At 38.3% G+C, this 20,866-nt stretch carries 23 protein-coding genes; 1 reads left to right on the forward strand and 22 read right to left on the reverse strand.

All coding sequences use genetic code 11. The annotated features are described in order from the left end of the window. Positions 1-75 precede the first annotated feature (75 nt). The 18 genes from BQ6100_RS09315 to BQ6100_RS09400 form a co-directional block, all read right to left on the reverse strand. Positions 76-1,854 carry an acyl-CoA dehydrogenase family protein gene (locus tag BQ6100_RS09315; protein ID WP_075981402.1) on the reverse strand — a complete coding sequence of 593 codons (1,779 nt, stop codon included), beginning with the start codon at positions 1,852-1,854 and terminating at the stop codon, positions 76-78. Positions 1,855-1,879: 25 nt separating this feature from the next. Next, entirely contained in the window at positions 1,880-2,632 is a 753-nt protein-coding gene (locus BQ6100_RS09320; RefSeq protein ID WP_075981403.1) for a 2-phosphosulfolactate phosphatase, read from the reverse strand. 12 nt (positions 2,633-2,644) lie between these two features. After that, entirely contained in the window at positions 2,645-3,721 is a 1,077-nt protein-coding gene (locus tag BQ6100_RS09325; protein WP_173719824.1) for a phosphotransferase family protein, read from the reverse strand. A gap of 38 nt (positions 3,722-3,759) precedes the next feature. Then, a complete protein-coding gene (locus BQ6100_RS09330; RefSeq protein ID WP_075981404.1) occupies positions 3,760-4,158 on the reverse strand; it encodes an acyl-CoA thioesterase in 399 nt (132 codons plus the stop codon). A gap of 239 nt (positions 4,159-4,397) precedes the next feature. Further along, positions 4,398-4,964 carry a TetR/AcrR family transcriptional regulator gene (locus tag BQ6100_RS09335; RefSeq protein ID WP_075981405.1) on the reverse strand — a complete coding sequence of 189 codons (567 nt, stop codon included), beginning with the start codon at positions 4,962-4,964 and terminating at the stop codon, positions 4,398-4,400. A gap of 165 nt (positions 4,965-5,129) precedes the next feature. Further along, positions 5,130-6,743 carry a long-chain-fatty-acid--CoA ligase gene (locus BQ6100_RS09340; protein ID WP_075981406.1) on the reverse strand — a complete coding sequence of 538 codons (1,614 nt, stop codon included), beginning with the start codon at positions 6,741-6,743 and terminating at the stop codon, positions 5,130-5,132. A 34-nt stretch (positions 6,744-6,777) separates the two neighbouring features. Continuing rightward, entirely contained in the window at positions 6,778-7,530 is a 753-nt protein-coding gene (locus BQ6100_RS09345; protein ID WP_075983503.1) for an SDR family NAD(P)-dependent oxidoreductase, read from the reverse strand. Between the two features lie 199 nt (positions 7,531-7,729). Beyond that, the gene (locus BQ6100_RS09350) at positions 7,730-8,503 is read right to left on the reverse strand and encodes an SDR family oxidoreductase (RefSeq protein ID WP_075981407.1); all 774 of its coding nucleotides are present in this window, start codon (positions 8,501-8,503) and stop codon (positions 7,730-7,732) included. A gap of 97 nt (positions 8,504-8,600) precedes the next feature. Then, complete coding sequence (locus tag BQ6100_RS09355) at positions 8,601-9,809, reverse strand: acyl-CoA dehydrogenase (RefSeq protein ID WP_075981408.1); 1,209 nt, start codon at positions 9,807-9,809, stop codon at positions 8,601-8,603. A gap of 205 nt (positions 9,810-10,014) precedes the next feature. After that, complete coding sequence (locus BQ6100_RS09360; RefSeq protein ID WP_075981409.1) at positions 10,015-10,152, reverse strand: YjcZ family sporulation protein; 138 nt, start codon at positions 10,150-10,152, stop codon at positions 10,015-10,017. 71 nt (positions 10,153-10,223) lie between these two features. Further along, positions 10,224-10,580: a stage V sporulation protein AE gene (gene spoVAE / locus BQ6100_RS09365; protein WP_075981410.1), complete on the reverse strand. Its 357-nt coding sequence runs from the start codon at positions 10,578-10,580 to the stop codon at positions 10,224-10,226. A gap of 13 nt (positions 10,581-10,593) precedes the next feature. Further along, complete coding sequence (spoVAD, locus tag BQ6100_RS09370; protein WP_075981411.1) at positions 10,594-11,613, reverse strand: stage V sporulation protein AD; 1,020 nt, start codon at positions 11,611-11,613, stop codon at positions 10,594-10,596. Further along, a complete protein-coding gene (spoVAC, locus tag BQ6100_RS09375) occupies positions 11,613-12,089 on the reverse strand; it encodes a stage V sporulation protein AC (protein ID WP_075981412.1) in 477 nt (158 codons plus the stop codon). The genes spoVAD and spoVAC overlap by 1 nt, the downstream gene beginning before the upstream one ends. A 14-nt stretch (positions 12,090-12,103) precedes the next feature. Continuing rightward, positions 12,104-12,580: a sporulation protein gene (locus BQ6100_RS09380; RefSeq protein ID WP_075981413.1), complete on the reverse strand. Its 477-nt coding sequence runs from the start codon at positions 12,578-12,580 to the stop codon at positions 12,104-12,106. Positions 12,581-13,148: 568 nt separating this feature from the next. Then, positions 13,149-13,502: a DUF1360 domain-containing protein gene (locus BQ6100_RS09385; protein WP_075981414.1), complete on the reverse strand. Its 354-nt coding sequence runs from the start codon at positions 13,500-13,502 to the stop codon at positions 13,149-13,151. A 6-nt stretch (positions 13,503-13,508) separates the two neighbouring features. Further along, positions 13,509-14,081 (reverse strand): CotO family spore coat protein, encoded by a 573-nt coding sequence (locus tag BQ6100_RS09390; protein ID WP_075981415.1) that lies wholly within the window; start codon positions 14,079-14,081, stop codon positions 13,509-13,511. Positions 14,082-14,349: 268 nt separating this feature from the next. Beyond that, on the reverse strand, positions 14,350-15,126 hold the full coding sequence (gene fabI, locus BQ6100_RS09395; RefSeq protein ID WP_075981416.1) for an enoyl-ACP reductase FabI: 777 nt from the start codon (positions 15,124-15,126) through the stop codon (positions 14,350-14,352). Between the two features lie 123 nt (positions 15,127-15,249). Next, positions 15,250-17,106, reverse strand: a complete 1,857-nt coding sequence (locus tag BQ6100_RS09400; RefSeq protein ID WP_075981417.1) for a monovalent cation:proton antiporter family protein — start codon at positions 17,104-17,106, stop codon at positions 15,250-15,252. Positions 17,107-17,194: 88 nt separating this feature from the next. Here BQ6100_RS09400 and prpE point away from each other — a divergent pair, with 88 nt between their 5' ends. Continuing rightward, a complete protein-coding gene (gene prpE / locus BQ6100_RS09405; RefSeq protein WP_075981418.1) occupies positions 17,195-17,935 on the forward strand; it encodes a bis(5'-nucleosyl)-tetraphosphatase PrpE in 741 nt (246 codons plus the stop codon). 19 nt (positions 17,936-17,954) lie between these two features. On the opposite strand, the gene BQ6100_RS09410 is transcribed toward prpE, so the two are convergent. The 4 genes from BQ6100_RS09410 to BQ6100_RS09425 form a co-directional block, all read right to left on the reverse strand. After that, positions 17,955-18,842, reverse strand: coding sequence for an RluA family pseudouridine synthase (locus BQ6100_RS09410; protein WP_075981419.1), 888 nt, complete (start codon positions 18,840-18,842; stop codon positions 17,955-17,957). Between the two features lie 14 nt (positions 18,843-18,856). After that, positions 18,857-19,654: an NAD kinase gene (locus BQ6100_RS09415; RefSeq protein WP_075981420.1), complete on the reverse strand. Its 798-nt coding sequence runs from the start codon at positions 19,652-19,654 to the stop codon at positions 18,857-18,859. Between the two features lie 85 nt (positions 19,655-19,739). Next, positions 19,740-20,372 carry a GTP pyrophosphokinase gene (locus BQ6100_RS09420; protein WP_075981421.1) on the reverse strand — a complete coding sequence of 211 codons (633 nt, stop codon included), beginning with the start codon at positions 20,370-20,372 and terminating at the stop codon, positions 19,740-19,742. A 57-nt stretch (positions 20,373-20,429) separates the two neighbouring features. Beyond that, complete coding sequence (locus BQ6100_RS09425) at positions 20,430-20,795, reverse strand: UPF0738 family protein (RefSeq protein WP_075981422.1); 366 nt, start codon at positions 20,793-20,795, stop codon at positions 20,430-20,432. Between the last annotated feature and the right edge of the window lie 71 nt (positions 20,796-20,866).

Genomic DNA, 20,866 nt, shown 5'->3' on the forward strand with positions numbered 1-20,866 from the left:
TTTTTACAAATCCTTAATAAGAAGGTTGATCTATTTGTGTCCCCACACCTTTTTTTATCCTTTAATTTAAATCAATTATGAGCAGACATATTGACCTACAGAATATTGTCTTTCTGCTATTTGGCGGTTACGCTCATAGCTTTTACCCTGGGTTTGATACCTACCGCATTCTCTAACAATAAGTCCTGAAAGCTTGCGGCTTCTTTCACCATTTATTAGATCCGCAGTAAGAGAACGGGCAATTCTTTCTACCTCCCAAAGGGCGTTTTGCAAGTAGGTTTGAGTTAATTGAATCTTAATTGAAGATTCCTTAACTCCGTTTTTAAGCAAGGATTTATAAGTTCGGTACACACTTGATTCTGTAGCAAATAGATAGATAGCAAGATCAGCCAGACGCATTAATGCTTCCTGTTCATTCACTAGATTCGGACCAAACGCCTCAAAGGTTAGCCCAGCACACACTAGGAATAGATTTCTTATTACATCAACGGCTGCCCGTTCTGAAGCAAGCTCTCCTTCATAAGCATGGCCTCCGTTTTGCAGCTCTTGAAGAGCCTCCTCCACTTTCACCTGAAGATTGATTTCTCCCTTCATGGCTTTACGGAAAAGATGAGTCGGGATGAGCAGACGATTAATTTCATTTGTTCCTTCAAAAATCCGATTAATTCTTGAATCACGATACATTTGTTCAATCCCATAATCTTTAATAAAACCTGCCCCGCCATGTAGCTGAAGGGCTTCGTCTGCTACATAATCCAAAGTTTCAGAGCCAAACACCTTGCAAATTGCACATTCTGTTGCATATTCACTTAGTTTTTTTGCGATGAGCCTTTGATCAGTAGATTCATATAATCCACCTAAGGCGTCCTCTAATTGAGCAGCTGTCCGGTATTGAACAGACTCTGCAGCGTAAATTTGAGAGGCCATTTTTGCCACTTTTTCCTTTGAAGCCGGAAAATCAGCAATCGCCTTCCCAAACTGCTTTCGTTCTTGAATATAGGAAATGGTCATTTTTAAACCTTGCTTTGCTCCACCCATACAAGCAAAACCAAGATTAAAGCGTCCTAGATTTAATACGTTTAGAGCGATGACATGCCCCTTTCCTATTTCACCAAGGACATTTTCAACAGGGACCTCGCAATCCTCTAAAATTACTGATCTCGTTGAAGATCCTTTGATTCCCATCTTCTCTTCCTCTGGACCTAGAGAAAGTCCTGGAAAACCTTTTTCTACAATAAAAGCTGTAAAATGTTCCCCATCGACCTTCGCGTAAACTATGAATGTATCGGAGAAAACGGCATTTGTAATAAAGATTTTCGTACCATTTAAAATATAATGAGTTCCCGCCTCATTTAATCTTGCAGTTGTTTGAGCAGATAAAGCATCAGACCCCGCATTTGGTTCAGTTAAGCAATAGGCACCAATGTATTCCCCAGAGGCAAGCTTAGGTAAATATTTTGCCTTTTGCTCTTCTGTTCCAAAATAAGTAATCGGTAATGTTGCGATACATGTATGATTCGATTGAGCAACTCCATAGCTTCCTGTTATCCCGACATGCTCCCCTACAATTCCTTTACTTATTTTGTCTAAGCCTAGTCCTCCATATTGTTCAGGAACACTATGGGCAAGCAATCCTAGATTACCGGCTTTATGCAATAAAGACACAATTAGCTCGATATTTTGCTTTTCTATTTCCTCTTTTTGTGGAATGACTTCCTTTTCGATAAACTGTTTAGCCGTCGCACCAATCATGCGATGCTCATCACTTACATCCTCTGGTGTAAATAGATGGTGTAAATCTAATGGTGAATATAAAAAGCTTGCGCCTTCTTTGATTTGTTCAGTTTTATTCATTCTTGGTCACCTTCCGTATGGATTGTCACTTATAGGCGTTATATGTTTTTTCAGTTACTACTTTTATTCCATCTAAAATTGGCACGATTGGTACAGTACCCTTTTCTGCAGCCAGGCTTAACTCATCCATTATGTCGTAACGATCAAAAAATTGACCTACATAAGAGGAATGTAGTACCTCATAGGAATCGTTCATTTGAAGCTGATAAAAGGATAGTGCTGCCTTAGCCGAGTCAGTTAATTCAATGGGATTCTCGTAATCTTGTAAAAGACAGCTAATAAAATGTCCTGCACCGTAGAAATCCTCCAAACTAAACTCCCCTGAATTCCCAGAGCAGACCACCACAATAGTGTAGTCATCCTCCATTTCCTCTTGAACACTTCTTGCAACAAATGGGTTATTTAACAGAGAAGCGATGTAGACCTTATTTGCATTCGAGGATTTTCTTAGCGCAACCGTTCCATTGGTTGTGGAAAGTATTAAGGTCCTACCTTTTATAACTTTTCGAATTTCTGTTGGATTGGGATAAATAAATCCTTCAATGGGTTTGATATTCAGCTCTCCTGCTAAAACGAAATCCCCTGTTTGCTCCTTGGAGATCCTTAATCCTTCCTCTGGAGTAAGTACGGGTATGACCTCGTTTGCACCGTCCTTTAAGGCAGATGTTATCGTAGTTGTAGCCAGCAGCACATCCAATACAACAGCTAGCTTCGAACCCTTCTCCATTTTTTCCTCACTAATATCTTCCTTCCTTAAAAGAAGGTGAATTTTTACCATATCGCACCTCAACTATTGTCTGTTTAAAGCTACATTAGTAGCATGAGAAATTAGGCTTTGAACATAAACATTAAATTTAGAAAACCTTTGGTCATTTGTTTGACCCTTTTTATAGCGATAATATATTTGCTGGCAAATGACTGCTAGCTTAAAGTAAGCAAAGGTCAAATAAAAGTTGAGATTGGTTACATCTCTTCCGCTCTTTTGGGCATATGCCTCTATAAATTGTTCCCTTGTCATAAAGCCATCATATATCGCAGTTACAGGTGGTTTCCCTAACCCATTCTTAAGTAATTCTGGATCATTAGGCATTGTCCAATAACTCATGGCTGCTCCAAGGTCTGCAAGGGGATCTCCAACCGTCGTCATTTCCCAATCAAAAAGACCAATCATTTTCTCGTAATCCTCACTAAACATGGCGTTATTTAGCTTATAGTCATAATGAATAATGGCAGCGTCATGCTTAGCAGGGGCATTTTCCTCTAACCATTTCATTAAGGAGGATGCTTCCTTTACTTCATCAGTCTTCGCACGCTCATAGCGAGAATTCCAGCCTTGAACCTGTCTTTGCATAAATCCTTCAGGCTTACTGATTTCAACTAAACCTGTGTTTTTATAATCAATAGCATGAAGATTGGCGAGCTGACTAACCATCGTTTCAGATATTTGCCAGCAAAGCTCCCTTGTTACCTCCGTTCCACTCGGGAATGACGTATCTAAGACAACACCATGCTTTCTTTCCATTAGGAAAAAAGGACTCCCCACAACAGATGTATCATCTGAAAACAATAATGGCTTAGGTGCTGCGTCAAATAGAGGATTCAACTCCGTTAATATTCGAAACTCTCTTTCCATGTCATGTGCTTTTGGGGCAACCGGACCAAGTGGAGGTCTTCTCAAAACACCCTCCCATTCTCCAATCTTAATTTGATAGGTGAGATTCGAATGACCAGCAGAAAATTGTAGGAGCTCTAGTGGTTGTGATGGTAAATCTTTAAAATGTAAGCGAAGAAAATTCTCTAATTCTTGTAAATTGAGTTCCTCTCCTTTGCGGACAGGAATTGTGTCATCATGGATTTGCTTTTGCATGATTATTCTCCTTTGTAGATTGAATATTGCGAATTTTATTAATGGGCAAGATAACTCTTTAAACCTTCCTTTAATAATCCAGGGATTGGTGCGCTCTTTTGCTTTTCAAAATCAAAGTAAACAATGATTGCATTTGCTTTAGCGATTATTTCTCCAGTTTGCGAGCAAATAATATCGTGCTCCAATTGGAAACTCTTTGTTCCAATACGGGAGACGTAGGTATTAATTGTCATTTGTTGATTAAAATATCCTTGGTTGACAAAATCACACTTTGTTGAGGCAAGGATAAAATTCCATTCCTTTGAACTAATGTTGTAGCCTATTTCTTCGAAAAAACGTATCCGTGCTTCCTCCAAATAGCTGAAGTAGCTAGCATTATTGACATGCCCTAATGCATCTGTCTCACCAAAGCGTGGAATAATGGAAATTCTACTCACCCTCTCACTCCCTCCTTATTCTCCTAATAAGTACCTCTTCTATAAAAAGCTCTTTTATCCAATTAATCTATGAAACAAACTCTAAAAATATTTGTTATTAGCTGTTTTTTTCATATTCAAAGGATCATTGGCATTGACTTAATACTAACCAGTTGGTATGTAAAAAATAGACCGTTCCAAGGAGTATTTCTTCGCAATGAAGACAATCTCCAGAACGCAATATTATTAGATACTATTAATTAGTTTATCTGGATTCCATTCAAAAGCATTTCCACATAAATCTCAGATACCTCTCGCTCAGATAAGCTTCCCTTTGGGCTAAACCATTGATATGTCCAGTTCATGATTCCAAGAATTCCAAACGTCACAATGATTGGGTTTAGGTCATTTCGGAATTCCTTTTTTTCAATGCCCTCTTTCACCAATCTCTCAATATTCAAACGATATTGGTCCCGTTTCGGCATGATTTTTGTCAGACTTTCCTCGCTTAGATTTTTCATTTCACGAAAAAAGATTCTTGCGCTTGAGCCTTGTTTTTTTATACTAGTCAATGACATATAAACGATCTCAAACAATTTGCTTTTACTATCCTTCGTGGTATCATTCAATATACTTTCCTGATGCTCCAGTAGCTCATCAATGTATCTTAATTGGATATCCATTAACAATTCTTCTTTACTAGAAAAGTAATAATAAAAAGTCCCTTTTGTCACGCCAAGTGAATCGACGATATCCTGAATAGATGTTTCACTATAACCCTTTTTTTCAAATAAGAATACACTTTGCTCTGTAATTTTTTCCTTCACCTTAGTGTCCTCACAATCTTAAAAATTATCTTAGAATTATATCATATACATACCACTCCTAATCCACATTTAAAATATCTTTGAATGATATTTTTATGAGAAAGCGCCAAAAATCATTTTTTGTTCAAACTCTTTTCCTTTTTGACGCTTTCTTCATTATTTAGATTATGATTGCTTTGCTTCTTCTCTTAATGCACGGCGAAGGATCTTTCCTACTCCTGTTTTTGGAAGCTCTGCTCGGAATTCTACAATTTTTGGTATCTTATAGGCTGATAAATTTTCTTTACAGTATTGAACAATTTCTTCCTCTGTGGCCGCTTTGCCGGCCTTTAGTACGATGACAGCCTTAATGGTTTCACCGCGGTAGGCATCAGGTACTCCAATAACAACAGCCTCCTGTACAGAAGGATGTTCATACAATACCTCTTCAATATCACGAGGATATACGTTGTAACCGCTTGCAATGATAAGGTCTTTTTTGCGGTCAACGATATATAAGTATCCATCTTCATCTACCCTTGCGATATCACCTGTGAATAACCAGCCATCTCTTAAGGTTTCCGCTGTTTCCTCTGGCATGTTCCAGTAACCCTTCATGACTTGTGGACCTTTAATAATAAGCTCTCCTAATTCACCTGTAGGGACCTCTTCTGTTCCAGTTGCTAAATCAACAATTTTATAATCAGTTGAAGGATAGCCGATTCCTACACTACCTGGTTTTCTCTCAGCAAATACCGGATTACAGTGTGTAACTGGTGATGCCTCGGATAACCCGTAGCCTTCAAGGATTTTCGATCCAGTCTTTCCTTCGAATTCCCTCATAAGCTCAAGTGGCATTGGAGCACTCCCACTATTGCAGGTCTCGATACAATTTATACCATATTCCTCTGCACGTGGGTGATTGGTAATAGCCACATACATGGTTGGAACTCCAGGGAAAATCGTTGGTTGTTCCTGCTTAATTGTATTCAGCACCTCTTCTAAATCAAAGCGCGGCAGCATGATGGAATCTGAAGCTGTATAAATGGCATAGTTCATACATGAGGTCATTCCAAAAACATGGAAAAGTGGAATAACTGTTAGAAAGCGCTCCTTTCCCACATTTACGCTTGGTTTAAAAAACTCAGTAGTTTGTACAATATTTGCTACCAGATTTCTATGGGTAAGCATAGCCCCTTTGGATCGACCTGTAGTTCCTCCTGTATATTGAAGAACGGCAACATCATGCTCAGGTTCAATATCAACTGGAGTAAATTGCATTTTTCCAACGGTTAGGAATTGGTCAAAGGAGGAATCATCTCCAAAGCTTTGCTCTGATGGCTGTAGACTAACCACCACGATATTTTTAAGATTCGTATTCCCCTGAACTGATTTAAGTCGTGGGTATAAGGCATCAAATACAACTACGGTTTCAGCACCTGAATCCTTTAGAATATATTCTATTTCTCTTTCGACTAACATTGGGTTCATTTGTGTGACAATTGCTCCTGACATTAGAGCACCGTAGTAAGAAATTACATATTGAGGGCAGTTAGGCAACATAATTCCAACTCGGTCACCTTTTTGCACACCTACTGATTGTAGGGATGCAGCAAATGCTGTTGCTGCTTGCAGAAGCTCTTGGTAAGTTATTTTTTTCGTGTAGAAGGTAATGGCTTGATTTTGAGGATACTCGGCTGCAGTGTCTTGAAGGAGTTGTGGAACTGATTTATTTGGAATATCAATTTCTTTTGCAATTGAATCTGGATAATGGGCTAACCAAGCTTTCTTTTCACTCATAGGATTACCTCCATTTAATTAGGATTAATTATTTTTAAAAAGTACTTCCCCCGCCGTCTACGGAGAGTGTTGCTCCGGTTATAAAGGATGCCTCATCCGATGCTAAAAATAGCACAGCTTCTGCGACTTCTTCAGGTTTACCAATTCTACCAAGTGCATTAGCTCTAGAAATAATAGGCCACTTTCTTTCATTGTTTTTCCAGCCTTCAATAATATCTGTATCAATTACACCCGGTGCGATGGCGTTGACTCGAATAGAGTATTTTCCATATTCCAATGCAGCATTTTTTGTCAACAGGATTAAACCACCCTTTGAGGCATTGTAGGCAGCAACATATTTTTGACCCTTTAACCCTAGGAGACTTGCTGTGTTAATAATGGATCCACCACCTGATTTAATCATTTCTGGAACAGCGTATTTAATTCCAAGAAAGGCACCTTTTAAATTAATGTTTACAATTTGGTCCCATTCTTCTTCTGTCAAATCAACACTTCTGACCTCACTCTGACCAATTCCTGCATTATTAAAAAGAATATGTATCGCTCCGTACGCTTTTGTCGCCTGCGAAACAACCTCCTTGACGTGCCCTGAATTTGTTACATCCGTTTCGATAAAAATGGATTCTCCTCCAAAGTCAGAGATCATTTTTACCGTTTCTTGACCACCGGTTGAATTAAGATCAGCAACGACTACCTTTGCACCTTCTTTAGCAAATTTTATGGCAGTCGCTCTACCAATTCCTCCAGCTCCACCTGTCACAATAGCTACCTTATTTTCTAATCTCACGCTTCCCCTCCTCACATTCCATTCTCCTTGTTTTTCTTCATTCAAGGATTGATATATTAATTCGTCAGAAACTACCAAAAAACCTCCAAATTTACTAAAATATAGAATTTTTTTGACGATCAGCCTAGTTAAGGGGCGCATTTGCGATATCTAACGCCCCTAGGTAAGCTGCAACGATTGACAAGGATATCCTTTGTTCTTAAGCGTGGGTTCCTCCATCAACAACTAATACATCCCCGGTCATAAAGCTTGAAGCCTCAGAGGCTAGAAATACGGCTACACCCTTCAAGTCATTATCTGTACCAAATCTTCGAAGAGGAGTTGATTCAAGAATTGGGTTTCTTCCTTTTTCAATTAACACCTTGGACATTTTCGTTGGGAAAAATCCAGGTGCAATTGCATTCACATTAATATTGTGAGGACCCCATTTTACAGCTAAATCCTTTGTAAAAGTGATTACCGCCCCTTTACTTGTGTTATAGCCGATTGTATCCATCACTCTTGGGTCCGTTCCACCTAATCCTGCAACGGATGCAATATTGATGATTTTCCCAGATTTTTGCTCAATCATCACCTTCCCAACCGCCTGACTCATAAGGAACGTGCCTGTTACATTGACATCAATGACCTTCTGCCAAGCCTCCAATGGCATTTCAGCAACAGGTGCTCCCCAAGTGGCGCCACTATTATTGACAAGGATATCGATTGATCCAAATCGTTTTAATGTCTCCTCCACCACGCGATTAACATCGTTTGGATTTGAAATATCGCATGCTAATGCTAATGTTTTTACACCTAGCCTCTCTTCTAATTGGCTAGCAACCTCTTGACATGCATCCACCTTTCTTGAGCACAGGACCACATTTGCCCCCGCTTCGGCAAAGCCCTCTGCTATTTGTGCACCTAATCCCCTGCCGCCTCCTGTAACAATCGCGGTCTTTCCTGTTAAATCAAATAGCTTCAAAACATGCATACATTCCCCTACTCTCTTAATCTATTTATTCCTTCTCACGTTCAACATAATAAACTGGTTCGCAATCCTCATTATTCCCTATTAAAAGGAATATTCTTTATTGATATTTTCGTAGCTCTAGCTTGGCCACTTGTGCGCGATGGACTTCATCTGGACCATCAGCAAGTCTTAACGTCCGCACATTTGCCCAGTGTGAAGCAAACGGAAAGTCATCGGATACACCAGCAGCCCCAAAGGCTTGAATCGTACGATCGAGGACTCTTAATGCCATGGATGGTGCTACAACCTTGATCATAGCTATTTCTGATTTTGCCTCTTTGTTTCCAACGGTATCCATCATATAGGCTGCCTTTAAGGTTAATAGGCGCGCCTGTTCAATCTCAATTCTAGAATCTGCAATCCATTCTTGAATTACCCCTTGCTTAGCTAGAGGTTTTCCGAAAGCTACACGTTTTTGTACACGCTTACATAATTCCTCCAATGCACGTTCTGCCGCACCAATGGTTCTCATACAATGATGAATTCTTCCTGGTCCCAACCTTCCTTGGGCAATTGCAAATCCCTTTCCTTCACCCCAAAGAATATTTTCAACCGGAACCCTTACATTTTGGTATGTAATATGTCCATGTCCATGTGGAGCATGATCATAACCGAATACAGGAAGCATTCGTTCAATTTTCACACCCGGCGAATCTAATGGCACTAAAATCATCGATTGTTGTTCATGACGATTAGCATCTGGATTGGTTTTTCCCATAAAGATAGCAACCTTACAACGTGGGTCCCCAGCACCTGATGACCACCATTTTATGCCATTAATGACATATTCATCGCCGTCTCGGACAATACTTGCCTCAATATTGGTTGCATCAGAAGAAGCAACATCCGGCTCAGTCATGGAAAAGCAGGAGCGAATTTCTCCTGATAGGAGTGGCTCTAACCATTGTTTCTTTTGCTGCTCATTACCATAACGAACGAGAACCTCCATATTACCCGTATCTGGTGCACTACAATTAAATACCTCAGGTCCAATCATAGAACGACCCATAATTTCACAAAGAGGAGCATATTCCGTATTTGTTAATCCTGCCCCATATTCACTTTCAGGTAAAAATAGATTCCATAATCCTTCAGCTTTCGCTCGATTCTTTAATTCCTCCATAATTGGCGGAACAGCACTCCAACGGTCACTTTGTTCATTGACCTGCTGCTCATAAACCTTTTCATTTGGATAAACATACTCCTCCATAAATGAAGTTAATTTTTTCTGTAATTCTTTGACTTTGTCTGAATAAGAAAAATTCAATTTTCTCCCTCCTATAATACTAACCGGTTGGTATGTAGCTTAATCATAATACTATACCCTTTTGTAAAAATATTCAAGAGCAAATTCAGAAAATTAAAAAAGAGAAGCCGACCCTTGATGGATCAGCTTATTGACTATTTTGTCAAGTATATGCCTTAAATTTAGACATTATATTCTTTCCACAAAATAGTCAGCTCTTTCTATATTAGTTATAGAAGCTTGCACCCACAATAATGAGTAAGATAAACAACACAACAATTAGTACAAAAGTGCTGCCATAACCACCGCCGTAGCCGAAACCACCGTAACCGCCGCCGTAGCCGCCAAATCCGCAGAAGCCCATTTCTTGCCACCTCACTTTACATGTTTTCATTAATAACATATGTGAGATGGTAAAAGTATGTATAGGCTCTTTTATCCTTTTGGTTTAAAAACTAAAGCACCGATGAACCCAAAAACAATCGCAGCGGAAATACCAGAACTTGTGATTTCAAACATCCCAGTTAAAACCCCTACAATCCCATGCTGATCCGCTTCTTGCAAGGCTCCATGAACAAGTGAATTTCCAAAGCTAGTAATTGGGATGGTGGCACCAGCACCGGCAAAGTCTATTAAAGGTTCATACCAGCCTAACCCATCTAATATTGCCCCAATAACCACTAATAAACTAAGGGTATGGCCAGGCGTTAATTTTACTACATCAAAGAGGAGTTGTCCGATAACACAAATAATACCTCCTACAACAAATGCCCAAAAAAACATTGCAAGCATAAAGATGACCTCCTCATGAACTCATTTCGATTGAAACGGCATGTGCAATACATGGAATGGATTCTTTTTGCTGATAGCTCAGCGGTGAAAGAAGAGCACCAGTTGCAACGACAAGGATTTTCTGATAAGTACCTGCCTTTAATTGATTTACTAAATGGCCATAAAGCACAGTCGCTGAACATCCAGCCCCACTTGCTCCAGCTTGAACAGGTTGACTATCCTTATAAATAAGAAGACCACAATCTTGAAATTTGTCCCGATCTATTGTTAGTCCATTATTTTTTAGTAACTCATAGGTTGTTGCTTGACCGATTTTCCCTAAGTCACCGGTTACAATTAGGTCATAATATGATGGATCAATCTTACGATCTTTAAAGTGTGTTGTGATTGTATCTGCTGCTGCAGGGGCCATTGCACCGCCCATATTAAACGGGTCAGATAAACCCATATCGACTACCTTCCCAATGGTTGCAGAGGTAGTTACAACCTTGCCTTGATTATTCCCTTGGTTTTCACCAATAACTGCTACTCCAGCCCCTGTTACCGTCCATTGGGCCGTTGGTGGTTTCTGACCCCCATACTCAGTTGGATACCGGAATTGTTTTTCAACTGCCGCATTATGACTAGATGCTCCAGTCAAAATGTATTTAGCACCTCCATAATTAACTAAGAAAGAGGCAAGCGCTAATCCCTCCATGGAAGTGGAACAGGCCCCGAAAATTCCTAGGTACGGGATCTGATTGGTTCTTGCTGCAAAACTACTAGGTGTAATCTGATTAATTAGATCCCCTGCAATGAAGAATTGCATATCACCTTCCTGCATGTTAATCTTTCTTAAAGCTACTTGTACAGCATCCTCAACCAAAACTTTATTTGCCTTTTCATAGGAATCTTGTCCCATCCAAAGATCTTCATGAAGGATATCAAAATCCTCAGCAAGATTTCCATTTGCCTCAAATGGACCTCCTGACACACCTGTTGATTCAATGACAGGCTTATTCTGAAATAACCAAGTTTGTCTCCCTTGAAGCATCACACAATCCCCCACTGAATGAGTATCGTTTTAATTAGCGCCACGATAAAGGCAGAGAAGACACCAAACAAAATAACAGAGCCAGCAAGCTTAAACATATTACCGCCTACGCCAAGTACATATCCTTCTGTTCGATGTTCAATTGCCGCCGAAATCACTGCATTCCCAAAGCCTGTCACAGGAACTGCACTACCTGCACCACCAAATTGCCCAATTCGGTCATAAACGCCAAAACCTGTCAGCAGCATGGCTAGGAAAACCATAGTTGCCGTTGTAGGATTTCCGGCAGTCTGCTCGGTAAAATTAAAATTATAAATATAAAAATAGGAAATAGCTTGTCCTATAGTACAAATGATTCCTCCAACGAAAAAAGCCTTTAAGCAGTTCTTTAAAACAGGGCGTTTCAGCTCATGCTTTTGTTGTAGCTGCTGATATTGTAACTGTTCAGGAGTTGTATTCTTTTGCTTCTTTCCCATAACAAAGCTCCTTTCTAGGTTAACTCTTCAGTTAATTTGATGATATCCTGTAATTCTTTTTCTGCCTGCTTATCGGAAAATTTGGGGTCTTCCTCTATTTTTTCCTTTAGCTTAACGGCTTCTAAAAATATTTTATAATCACTTGAAACGGTGAATTTTTCTTTCGGATATTTTTTTTCTAATTTTTTCAGTACATTCTTTTCAATCTTTTTCATATGAAACCTTCGTAAATGCTTCACCTTATAAACAACTAAGGTATCCTTCTTTCCTTTTACGACTGCAACATCATATATTTCATCTACTGAAGCAACATCATGCTTAATGCTCTCAATTAAATTCCATTGTTTTTTCGAGTTGGTTGATATTAGCGCAGGTTTTGGATTTGTCTTTTTAATCATTGCTGTTTTACTATCATCCAAGTTTTTATCCTCGTTACACGCTGACATCAGGAATGTTAAAAAGAGCATTAATACAAATAACAGCCTTCTCATGAACTTCCCTTCCTCCATAAAATCGAAAATCAACTAAAAATATTTTCCACAAATCATTGGAAATATATGATTGATTTATTATTCCACTATTTCCAGTAAATCCCCAAAGCAATAGTAGAAGCGTACGTTTAGGGCATAAATAAGAATAACTGAGGATTAGGAAAAGCAGGTTAACGAATGTTGACTTTTTGTGTCATAAGTTACCTAGAAGTCCATTAGGAGATGATCAGCGAGAATAGCCTTCATTTCCAAGTTATCCACACTACGATGGACCATAATCTTCACAAATAAAGAAGAGTTGATCCATGAGCGGTAATGGATATGCAGAATATCCACTAGGTTACTACTCAAAAATCAACTCAGAATATTAATCTCTATTCGTTTTTGTCGCCTTTTTACCACAACCACAATCTTTTTTATTTTTAACCGGTTTCACTTGCTGAACTTTAATGTTCTGTCTCTTACTTTTATACATGAATGTTCCACCACCCTAGTCAAATTAAATGTTGTGAATGGCCTTTCCTTATCATATGCATATCCAATAGCTTGTGTTAAAAAGGAAACAAGCTCATTTCATCCAATACTGAAGAATGGATTCAACCAAAGCCGCAAGACCAGCAACTGCTAAGATTAGAATCAATGGTATGGAAATAGATGGCCATACAAAATAGACAATACATAGAAAAAGCGATGACCAAATCCCTGTGCACCAATAGCATCCTAGAAGCTCTCCAATAAAGCCTCTAATGAGAGTTTTTTTCGGGACTAAATAGGACTCCTCTAAGCCATTTTCGTTCGTCTCTATCACTTCATCAAAAAAGGGGGCTCTGATGAATTCGGTAATTTTGTCAAAAACGATTAATCTTGTTAGGCGAAAGCTGGCTAAAGAAATTAATAGGAAATCTAATAGTGTAATACCCATTTTCTATCAATAACCTAGCATTTTTATTTCAATAATTTCTTTAATTTTTAAAGTAATAATTGATTGGTTTAGCTGTTTAATTTCAATTTTCTCATCTGTTTTTCCTACTAAAAAGCCCCTTAGTAGCTGATCCTTGGTCATATATAGACAAGTTACAGGTGGGAGCTCCTTTGGAAAGTTCCTTAAATAGCTAATCCTTTCATTGATATCCATTTCTTTAAAACTTTTGATCGTGTTCATTGGATAGCCTGTGCTAGTATGCTGTTCTGAATAAACATATTTTGAATCATATTCTTCAATAATGGCTTGGATATTTTCAGATGTGTGTTCCTTTCTTCCCTCTTGAACTTCACTATTTTCAGATAAAAGAATGACATCAACGACCTCATCATTGGTATTTACCAAATATTTGGTTACATCTTTGTGATTGGAAACCTTTTTCTCATTCACAGCTTCTCTGGATGATTTACCTTTTGAATTTGGTGATACATAAATAGTCTGCATCATGATTTTGGGTTTGTTGAAATCTGGTTGTTGTATATAAAGTAGGGGCTCTCTGTTCATTTTTTCTATAGCCATGGGGCTGCCTCCTTTTACATAGCATTCAATGTTATAAGTATGCGAAAAGGGCTATTCCGTTTCCAGTTAAAGGAAAACTTCCTTTAGTATTTTCTTCTAATATGAAAAAACTGGTAAAAAATTTCGCTGTCATATTTTTGTTTAATTGATGGCATGATATCGAGGCTTGTAGAGGATTAAAGTATTCTATTATCGTTTTAAGGCTGTTTCGATAATGTTACAAAAAAAGGGCCGTTTCTAAAGAAACGAACCCATTCAACAAGTCATATTAGTATCCAATAATATGGTATCCCGAATCCACGTGGATATTTTCACCGGTAATTCCTCTGGAAAGATCACTGAACAAGAAGGCAGCAGTGTCCCCTACCTCTTCAGGTGTTGTAATTCTTCTAAGAGGAGCCTTTTCTTCCACTTCCCTTAAAATCGTGTTAAAGTCACTTACCCCTTTTGCAGAAAGGGTACGTATTGGTCCAGCAGAAATTGAATTTACTCGAATTCCAAGTTTACCTAAATCACTAGCTAAATATTTAACACTTGCATCTAAGGAAGCTTTGGCAACACCCATAACATTATAATTCGTCATCACCCGTTCTCCACCTAGATAGGTAAGAGTAACAATGCTTCCACCTTCAGTCATTAATTCCTTTGCCACTTTGGCAACGGCTGTTAATGAATAGGAGCTTATATTATGGGCAAGTAGGAACCCGTCTCTTGTTGTATTCATGTAATCTCCTTGAAGCTCCTCTTTATTTGCAAATGCTATACAATGAGCTACCCCATGAATAGTACCGACCTCTTCTTTAATTCTTGCGAAGCATTTTTCAATTTCCTCATCAACTGTAACATCACAAGGTAATACGAGTGATTCAGTTGTATCAAGGGAATCCGCTAACTCATGAACACTCTTTTCCATTCGTTCTCCAGCATATGTAAAAACTAAACGAGCTCCTGACTGATGCAATGAACGCGCAATCCCCCATGCAATACTTCGCTTATTAGCTACTCCCATTACCACAAACGTTTTTCCACTTAACGAAAGAGTCATTAAAAAATCCTCCTACTTATAACTGTTATTAGTACCTAGTACTAATATTACAATACTTTACTTAAAAAGGAAAGTAGAAACGAGTTATTTTTCATATATTCCTGCAGTTTAAAGGCTTTTTACCTATTCACAAAATTCAAGCTCCCGCTTTAATTCATCCACATACTCCTTAGAACCTGTAACAATTAATCTATCGTTCATGAGCAATTCTGTGTCTCCGTGAGGAATAATGGCATCTTTACCGCGAAATATACGAACAAAGATAATATCCCCAGTGAATGGAAACCTCCTAATAGGCAGTCCATCAAATTGTTCGTTTAATAATTTTATTTCATAAAGTGAATTTTCTTTATTTGATAGAATTTCCATCATACTTGGTGATTCAATCAAAGCGCGCAATAAGGTTTTTGTTGAGAAAAATAAGGAAAATACTTCAATTCCTTGAGATCGTAATTCAGGCTCTAGCTCAGGACTCTCTATTCTTACAATTACCCTTTCTACCCCCTGTTTTTTTACCTCTAATGCCAGCTTCGCATTAATGTCTCCATTCCCTGTTGAGATGACCACGATATCAGACTGAAAGATACTTGTTTGTTCAAATGCTGAAAGCTCATAGTCTTCGATTTCATATATATCAAACAAGGAGTCAGCAATCTGTATATCAGACTTTTCCTGCCTTCTATGATACAACACAGGATCATACAAAGATGATTTCAATTCCCTTGAAACAGGTAGTGTAATCTGATTTGCCCCAATAAAGGAAATCTTTATTTTTCTTTCCTTAATTGATTCCCTTGGCATCAATTTTTTAAAGAAAATGGGAGCAATAATACATGATACGACTGCAACTAGAATAATTGTTCCACTCATATCAGATGTTATTACCTCAATCCTCTCGCCAATGGTCGCAGCAGCAATAACCAAAGAGAGTGTGGAGGTTAATAAAAATCCAGAGGCAAAAACCGTTTTTGTATCATACCATGCCTTTAGCACTAAAACTGGAATGAGCTTGGATAAAAGCAATGCGGCAAGAAGCAAAGGAATCAGTATAAGCATTTTTTCATTACTAAACAGGGCCCAGATATTCAAGTCGACACCGATCATAACAAAGAATATTGGGATTAAAAATCCGTATCCAAATGAATCAAGTTTGTGTAAAAGCTCCTGGTCTGGGGAAAGTAGAGATACAAGAACGCCTGCAAGGAAGGCCCCCAAAATGTTCTCTGCCCCAACGGTTTCGGAAAGAGCCACTAATATCATAATTAAGGTAAAAACAGCCCTGGTACTAATTTGAACTGTACTCGATGACATTGACTCCAAAAATTTCAAGTTCTTAAATTTCTTACCTAAACGGTATAGCACAACACCTGCAACAAGAAGAAGAAGTAATAGCCAGGTGCTTCCATGTCCGCCTTCATTAAGAGAGACAAAAACAGCCAAAAGAATCATGGTTACTAAATCCGCAATAACAGCTGTTAATAAAATGATTTGACCAATATTTGTCTTCATGATGTGGGCTTCTTTTAAAGTAGGCACGACCACACCTAGAGATATTGTTGAGATGATTAGCGTCATCAGAAAGGCATTTTCAATAAATCCTGCGATAACAAATAAATTTGATAAAGCGTATGAAACAAGGAAGATGCCGATAAAAATCAATGTAGCTACCATAAAACCATTTGGTTCTTGTTTTCCGCTTTTGAGTGTTTCTTTCTTTTTCCCACCTGAAAAGGCTGAAAAGTCAATTTCTAGTCCACTTAAAAACATTAAAAAGATAAATCCAAGAGTTGAAAGAGTCTCAAGCCATACTCCTTCATGAACAAGGTCAAATCCACTTTTGCCAATCAAAAGTCCCATTAATATCTCAGCTACCACTACAGGAATGAAATGCAGCTTAAAACGGTGTATTAAGATGGGGGTTAGAAACGCAACGACTATGACAATTACTAAAGATGAAACTGAACCAGCATGCTGTTCCATTGTTCACCCTCCTTTATTAAAAGTTTCAGGATAATATATAAAGAATATGTAAAAATAGAAAAAGCAAATGATTAAAAGGGTGATAATGATGAAATTAGATATTATCGGTGATATCCATGGCTGCTTTGATGAATTCTCCTCCCTTACAAAAAAGATAGGTTATAATTGGGAATCTGGAATACCAATACATCCAGAAGGACGAAAGCTTGCATTTGTAGGGGATCTAACTGATCGTGGACCAAATTCATTAAAAGTCATTGAAGTAATATGGTCATTAGTATTAGAACACCAGGATGCCTATTATGTACCTGGAAACCACTGCAATAAGCTTTATCGCTTTTTTCTTGGAAATAAGGTTCAGATTGCACACGGTCTAGAGACAACCGTTGCAGAGTATAAGGCCTTAAACCATAAAGAGCAATCAAGGATTAAGAATCAATTTATGAATTTATATGAAAATGCCCCACTTTATGACGTTCTTGATCAAGGAAAGTTAGTGATTGCTCATGCTGGTATTCGTGAGGAATACATAGGAAAAAAGCATTCAAAGGTAAAAACCTTTGTGCTTTACGGGGATATTACGGGTGAAACCCACGAGGATGGTTCACCAGTTCGCCGGGACTGGGCAAAAAGCTATCAAGGAGATGCCTATATCGTCTATGGTCATACACCTGTTAGAGAGCCTAGAATCATAAATAAAACCTACAACATTGATACAGGTGCTGTATTCGGAGGAAAGCTAACTGCTCTTCGATATCCAGAGCTTGATACAGTGTCAGTCCCTTCATCTATGCCATTTGTAGAGGAAAAATTCAAATCATTTTCTTAACTAAATTAAGATGATTACTTCATTTCATTAAATTAGCCATATCAATTGGCAACTCTGCTTCAAACATTAATTCTTTCTTAGCAATAGGATGTTGAAAGGATAAACGACAGCAGTGGAGAGCCTGCCTTTTGATAAGATTCTCATCTCCACCATATAAATCATCCCCTAATAAAGGGTGCCCAACATAAGACATATGAACGCGAATTTGATGTGTTCTCCCCGTTTCAAGTGATAACTCAATATGTGTAAAGGAAGGATAGGTATGAAGCACTCGATAATGGGTACACGCATATTGTCCATTACGATTTACTTCCCTTTCAATGATGCTTGTGCTTTTTCGAGCGATTGGTTCTTCAACAGTTCCTTCCTTTTCTTTTAACGAACCATGAACAAGGGCTTCATATGTTCTACGAACTCCGTGCATCTTCTGTTGCTTCCCTAATAGATGATGGATGTGTCGATGCTTAGCGATTAGTACTAATCCTGATGTATCACGGTCAAGACGTGTAACGATATGGGCGGTTGCCTTTAAGCCCTGCTTCTCATAATAACCAACAAGGCCATTTGCTAAGCTACCAGAAGGATGTTCACGAGAAGGAATCGTACTCATCCCAGCAGGTTTTTGAACTACCATGACATAATCATCTTCATACACAATAGAAAGAGGAACCTTCTCCCCCTTAACACCTTCACTTGGTTCTTCAGGGGGAAAATAGATTCTCAGGCAATCTCCACTTTTTAAAGAATAGCGTACAGTTACTTCCTGATGATTAACTGAGATTTCCCCGCCTTTAAACTTGATATCAGTTAATGCCGCCTTAGAAATTTCATGTAATTTCAAAAAATCCCTAATTAATCTTCCCTCATCTTTTTGTGTGATTTCCCATTGCAGCATAAAACGTGACATACAAATGATGACTCCTATCTATCGGAAATAAATGAATCATGAACCCTTTTCCAAAATGGGAAAGGCCTAAAACGTGCAAAACGAATCTTATCATCTGCTACCCTAAATTGAATGGATTTAACATCCTTATGAAGAAATGTTAAATGATCAATGGTCACATGAAAGTCTGGTTGGTTTACCGGCTTTAACATACAAGTATGATGAGCTGGTAAAACGAGTGGTGAACCAATTGTTCTAAAAACCCGATTATTTATAGATGCCATTTCAGCAAGCTGAATGGCTGGCAAAGATGGGTGTAAAATGGCTCCACCTAATGCCTTATTATAAGCGGTACTGCCAGAAGGAGTGGATAGGCATAAACCATCTCCTCTAAATCTCTCGAAATGCTGACCTCTAATCTCCACATCCATTACCAAGGTCCCTTCCACACTTCTCACCGTAGACTCATTTAGAGCTAAAAATCGAGATTCTCTTACACCGTTTTGATAACGAATAATAACCTCAAGCAGCGGATATTCCACTACTTGATAAGGTGTTTTTGCAATCGCAATCACTAGCTTTTCCATTTCTTCTGGCACCCAATCAGCATAAAAACCTAGGTGGCCAGTATGAATCCCAACAAAAGCCGTTTTGTCAAGACGGCTATAATAGCGGTGAAAAGCATATAAAAGGGTTCCGTCCCCACCAATAGAAACGACAATATCCGGTTGATCTTCATCGTATTCAAGGTCAAAGTCCATCAGATGCGTTCTCATTTGATACATGAGGGTATTTGACTTTTGGTCTCCTCTTGACGTAATGGCAAATTTCATCTCGTTTGCTCCTCTGATTTTCGGCTATAATTTTTCATAGATTATTATTTCAATTTTCGGGCAACAACTAGTAGAAAAACAGGAACTAATCCTCCTGCTGCTTTTCCTTCTTTCTTGTAAAAAAGGCTTGGGCCTCTTGAATTTCCCCTCTAATTAATGACATTTCCTCGTCTAATCGAAATGCTGCTTCTGCGGCTCTTTCCAATCTAAGAATAATATCCTTTGGGAATTGTCCTTTATATTTATAATTAAGGGAATGCTCAATAGTTGCCCAGAAGTTCATCGCTAATGTACGAATTTGGATCTCTGCTAATATCTTTTTTTCCCCATTGATGGTCTGAACAGGATAACTTATTACAACGTGATAAGAGCGGTAACCACTAGCTTTCTTATGTGAAATATAATCCCGTTCCTCGATGATTTCGAAATCATTTCTCATTCGTAATAGCTTAACTACTTTTTTGATATCATCAACAAATTGACACATCATCCTTAGTCCAGCGATATCTTGCATTTCAGATTCTAATTTGTCTAGTGGAATCCCCTTAACTCTTGCTTTATCCAAAATACTTGCAACAGGCTTTACCCTACCGGTTACAAATTCGATTGGGGAATGTGAATCTACCATTTGAAATTCTACCCTCATCCCCTTTAATTTCACCTTTAATTCTTCGACTGCTTGTTTGTAGGGCGCTAAAAATTCTTCCCAATTTTTCATTGCCAACATCACCTCATCCGAATGTCATCTGTGTTTACGGATGAACTTTTGAAATGCCTAAAATGTGCTCTCCACCTTTTGTACCATTTCTTCACCGTAATTTCTATTCCCCTTAATATTTTCGATTAAATACTGCAACTCATTATGTATATTGGATAGCTCCACTTTCCATTCATCCAATTTTATAAACACAGGAATCTCTATTTCTAACATTTTTCTTAAATCAGTCCAAATATGTTCCGGAAACACTAAATATGTATACGATTGGTCAATCTCCATTATATAAATAAAAGAAAAAGCATTTGAATCAACAAGCATTTGCCCAGTTGCCTTTATATTCTTAAAATGAATGGTTTGATCAGTGTTAAAGATCAATTCATCATTCAGAAAAACAGCCGTCTTAATCTTTACTTGTTGTCTCATGACACTACCTCCATACACCCTTTTATTTTATCACAACAAAACCTTTTATCTCAAAGATTGAAGTCACACCA

The sequence above is a fragment of the Bacillus massilinigeriensis genome, assembly GCF_900117315.1.
Classification (GTDB): Bacteria; Bacillota; Bacilli; order Bacillales; family Cytobacillaceae; genus Bacillus_BE; species Bacillus_BE massilionigeriensis.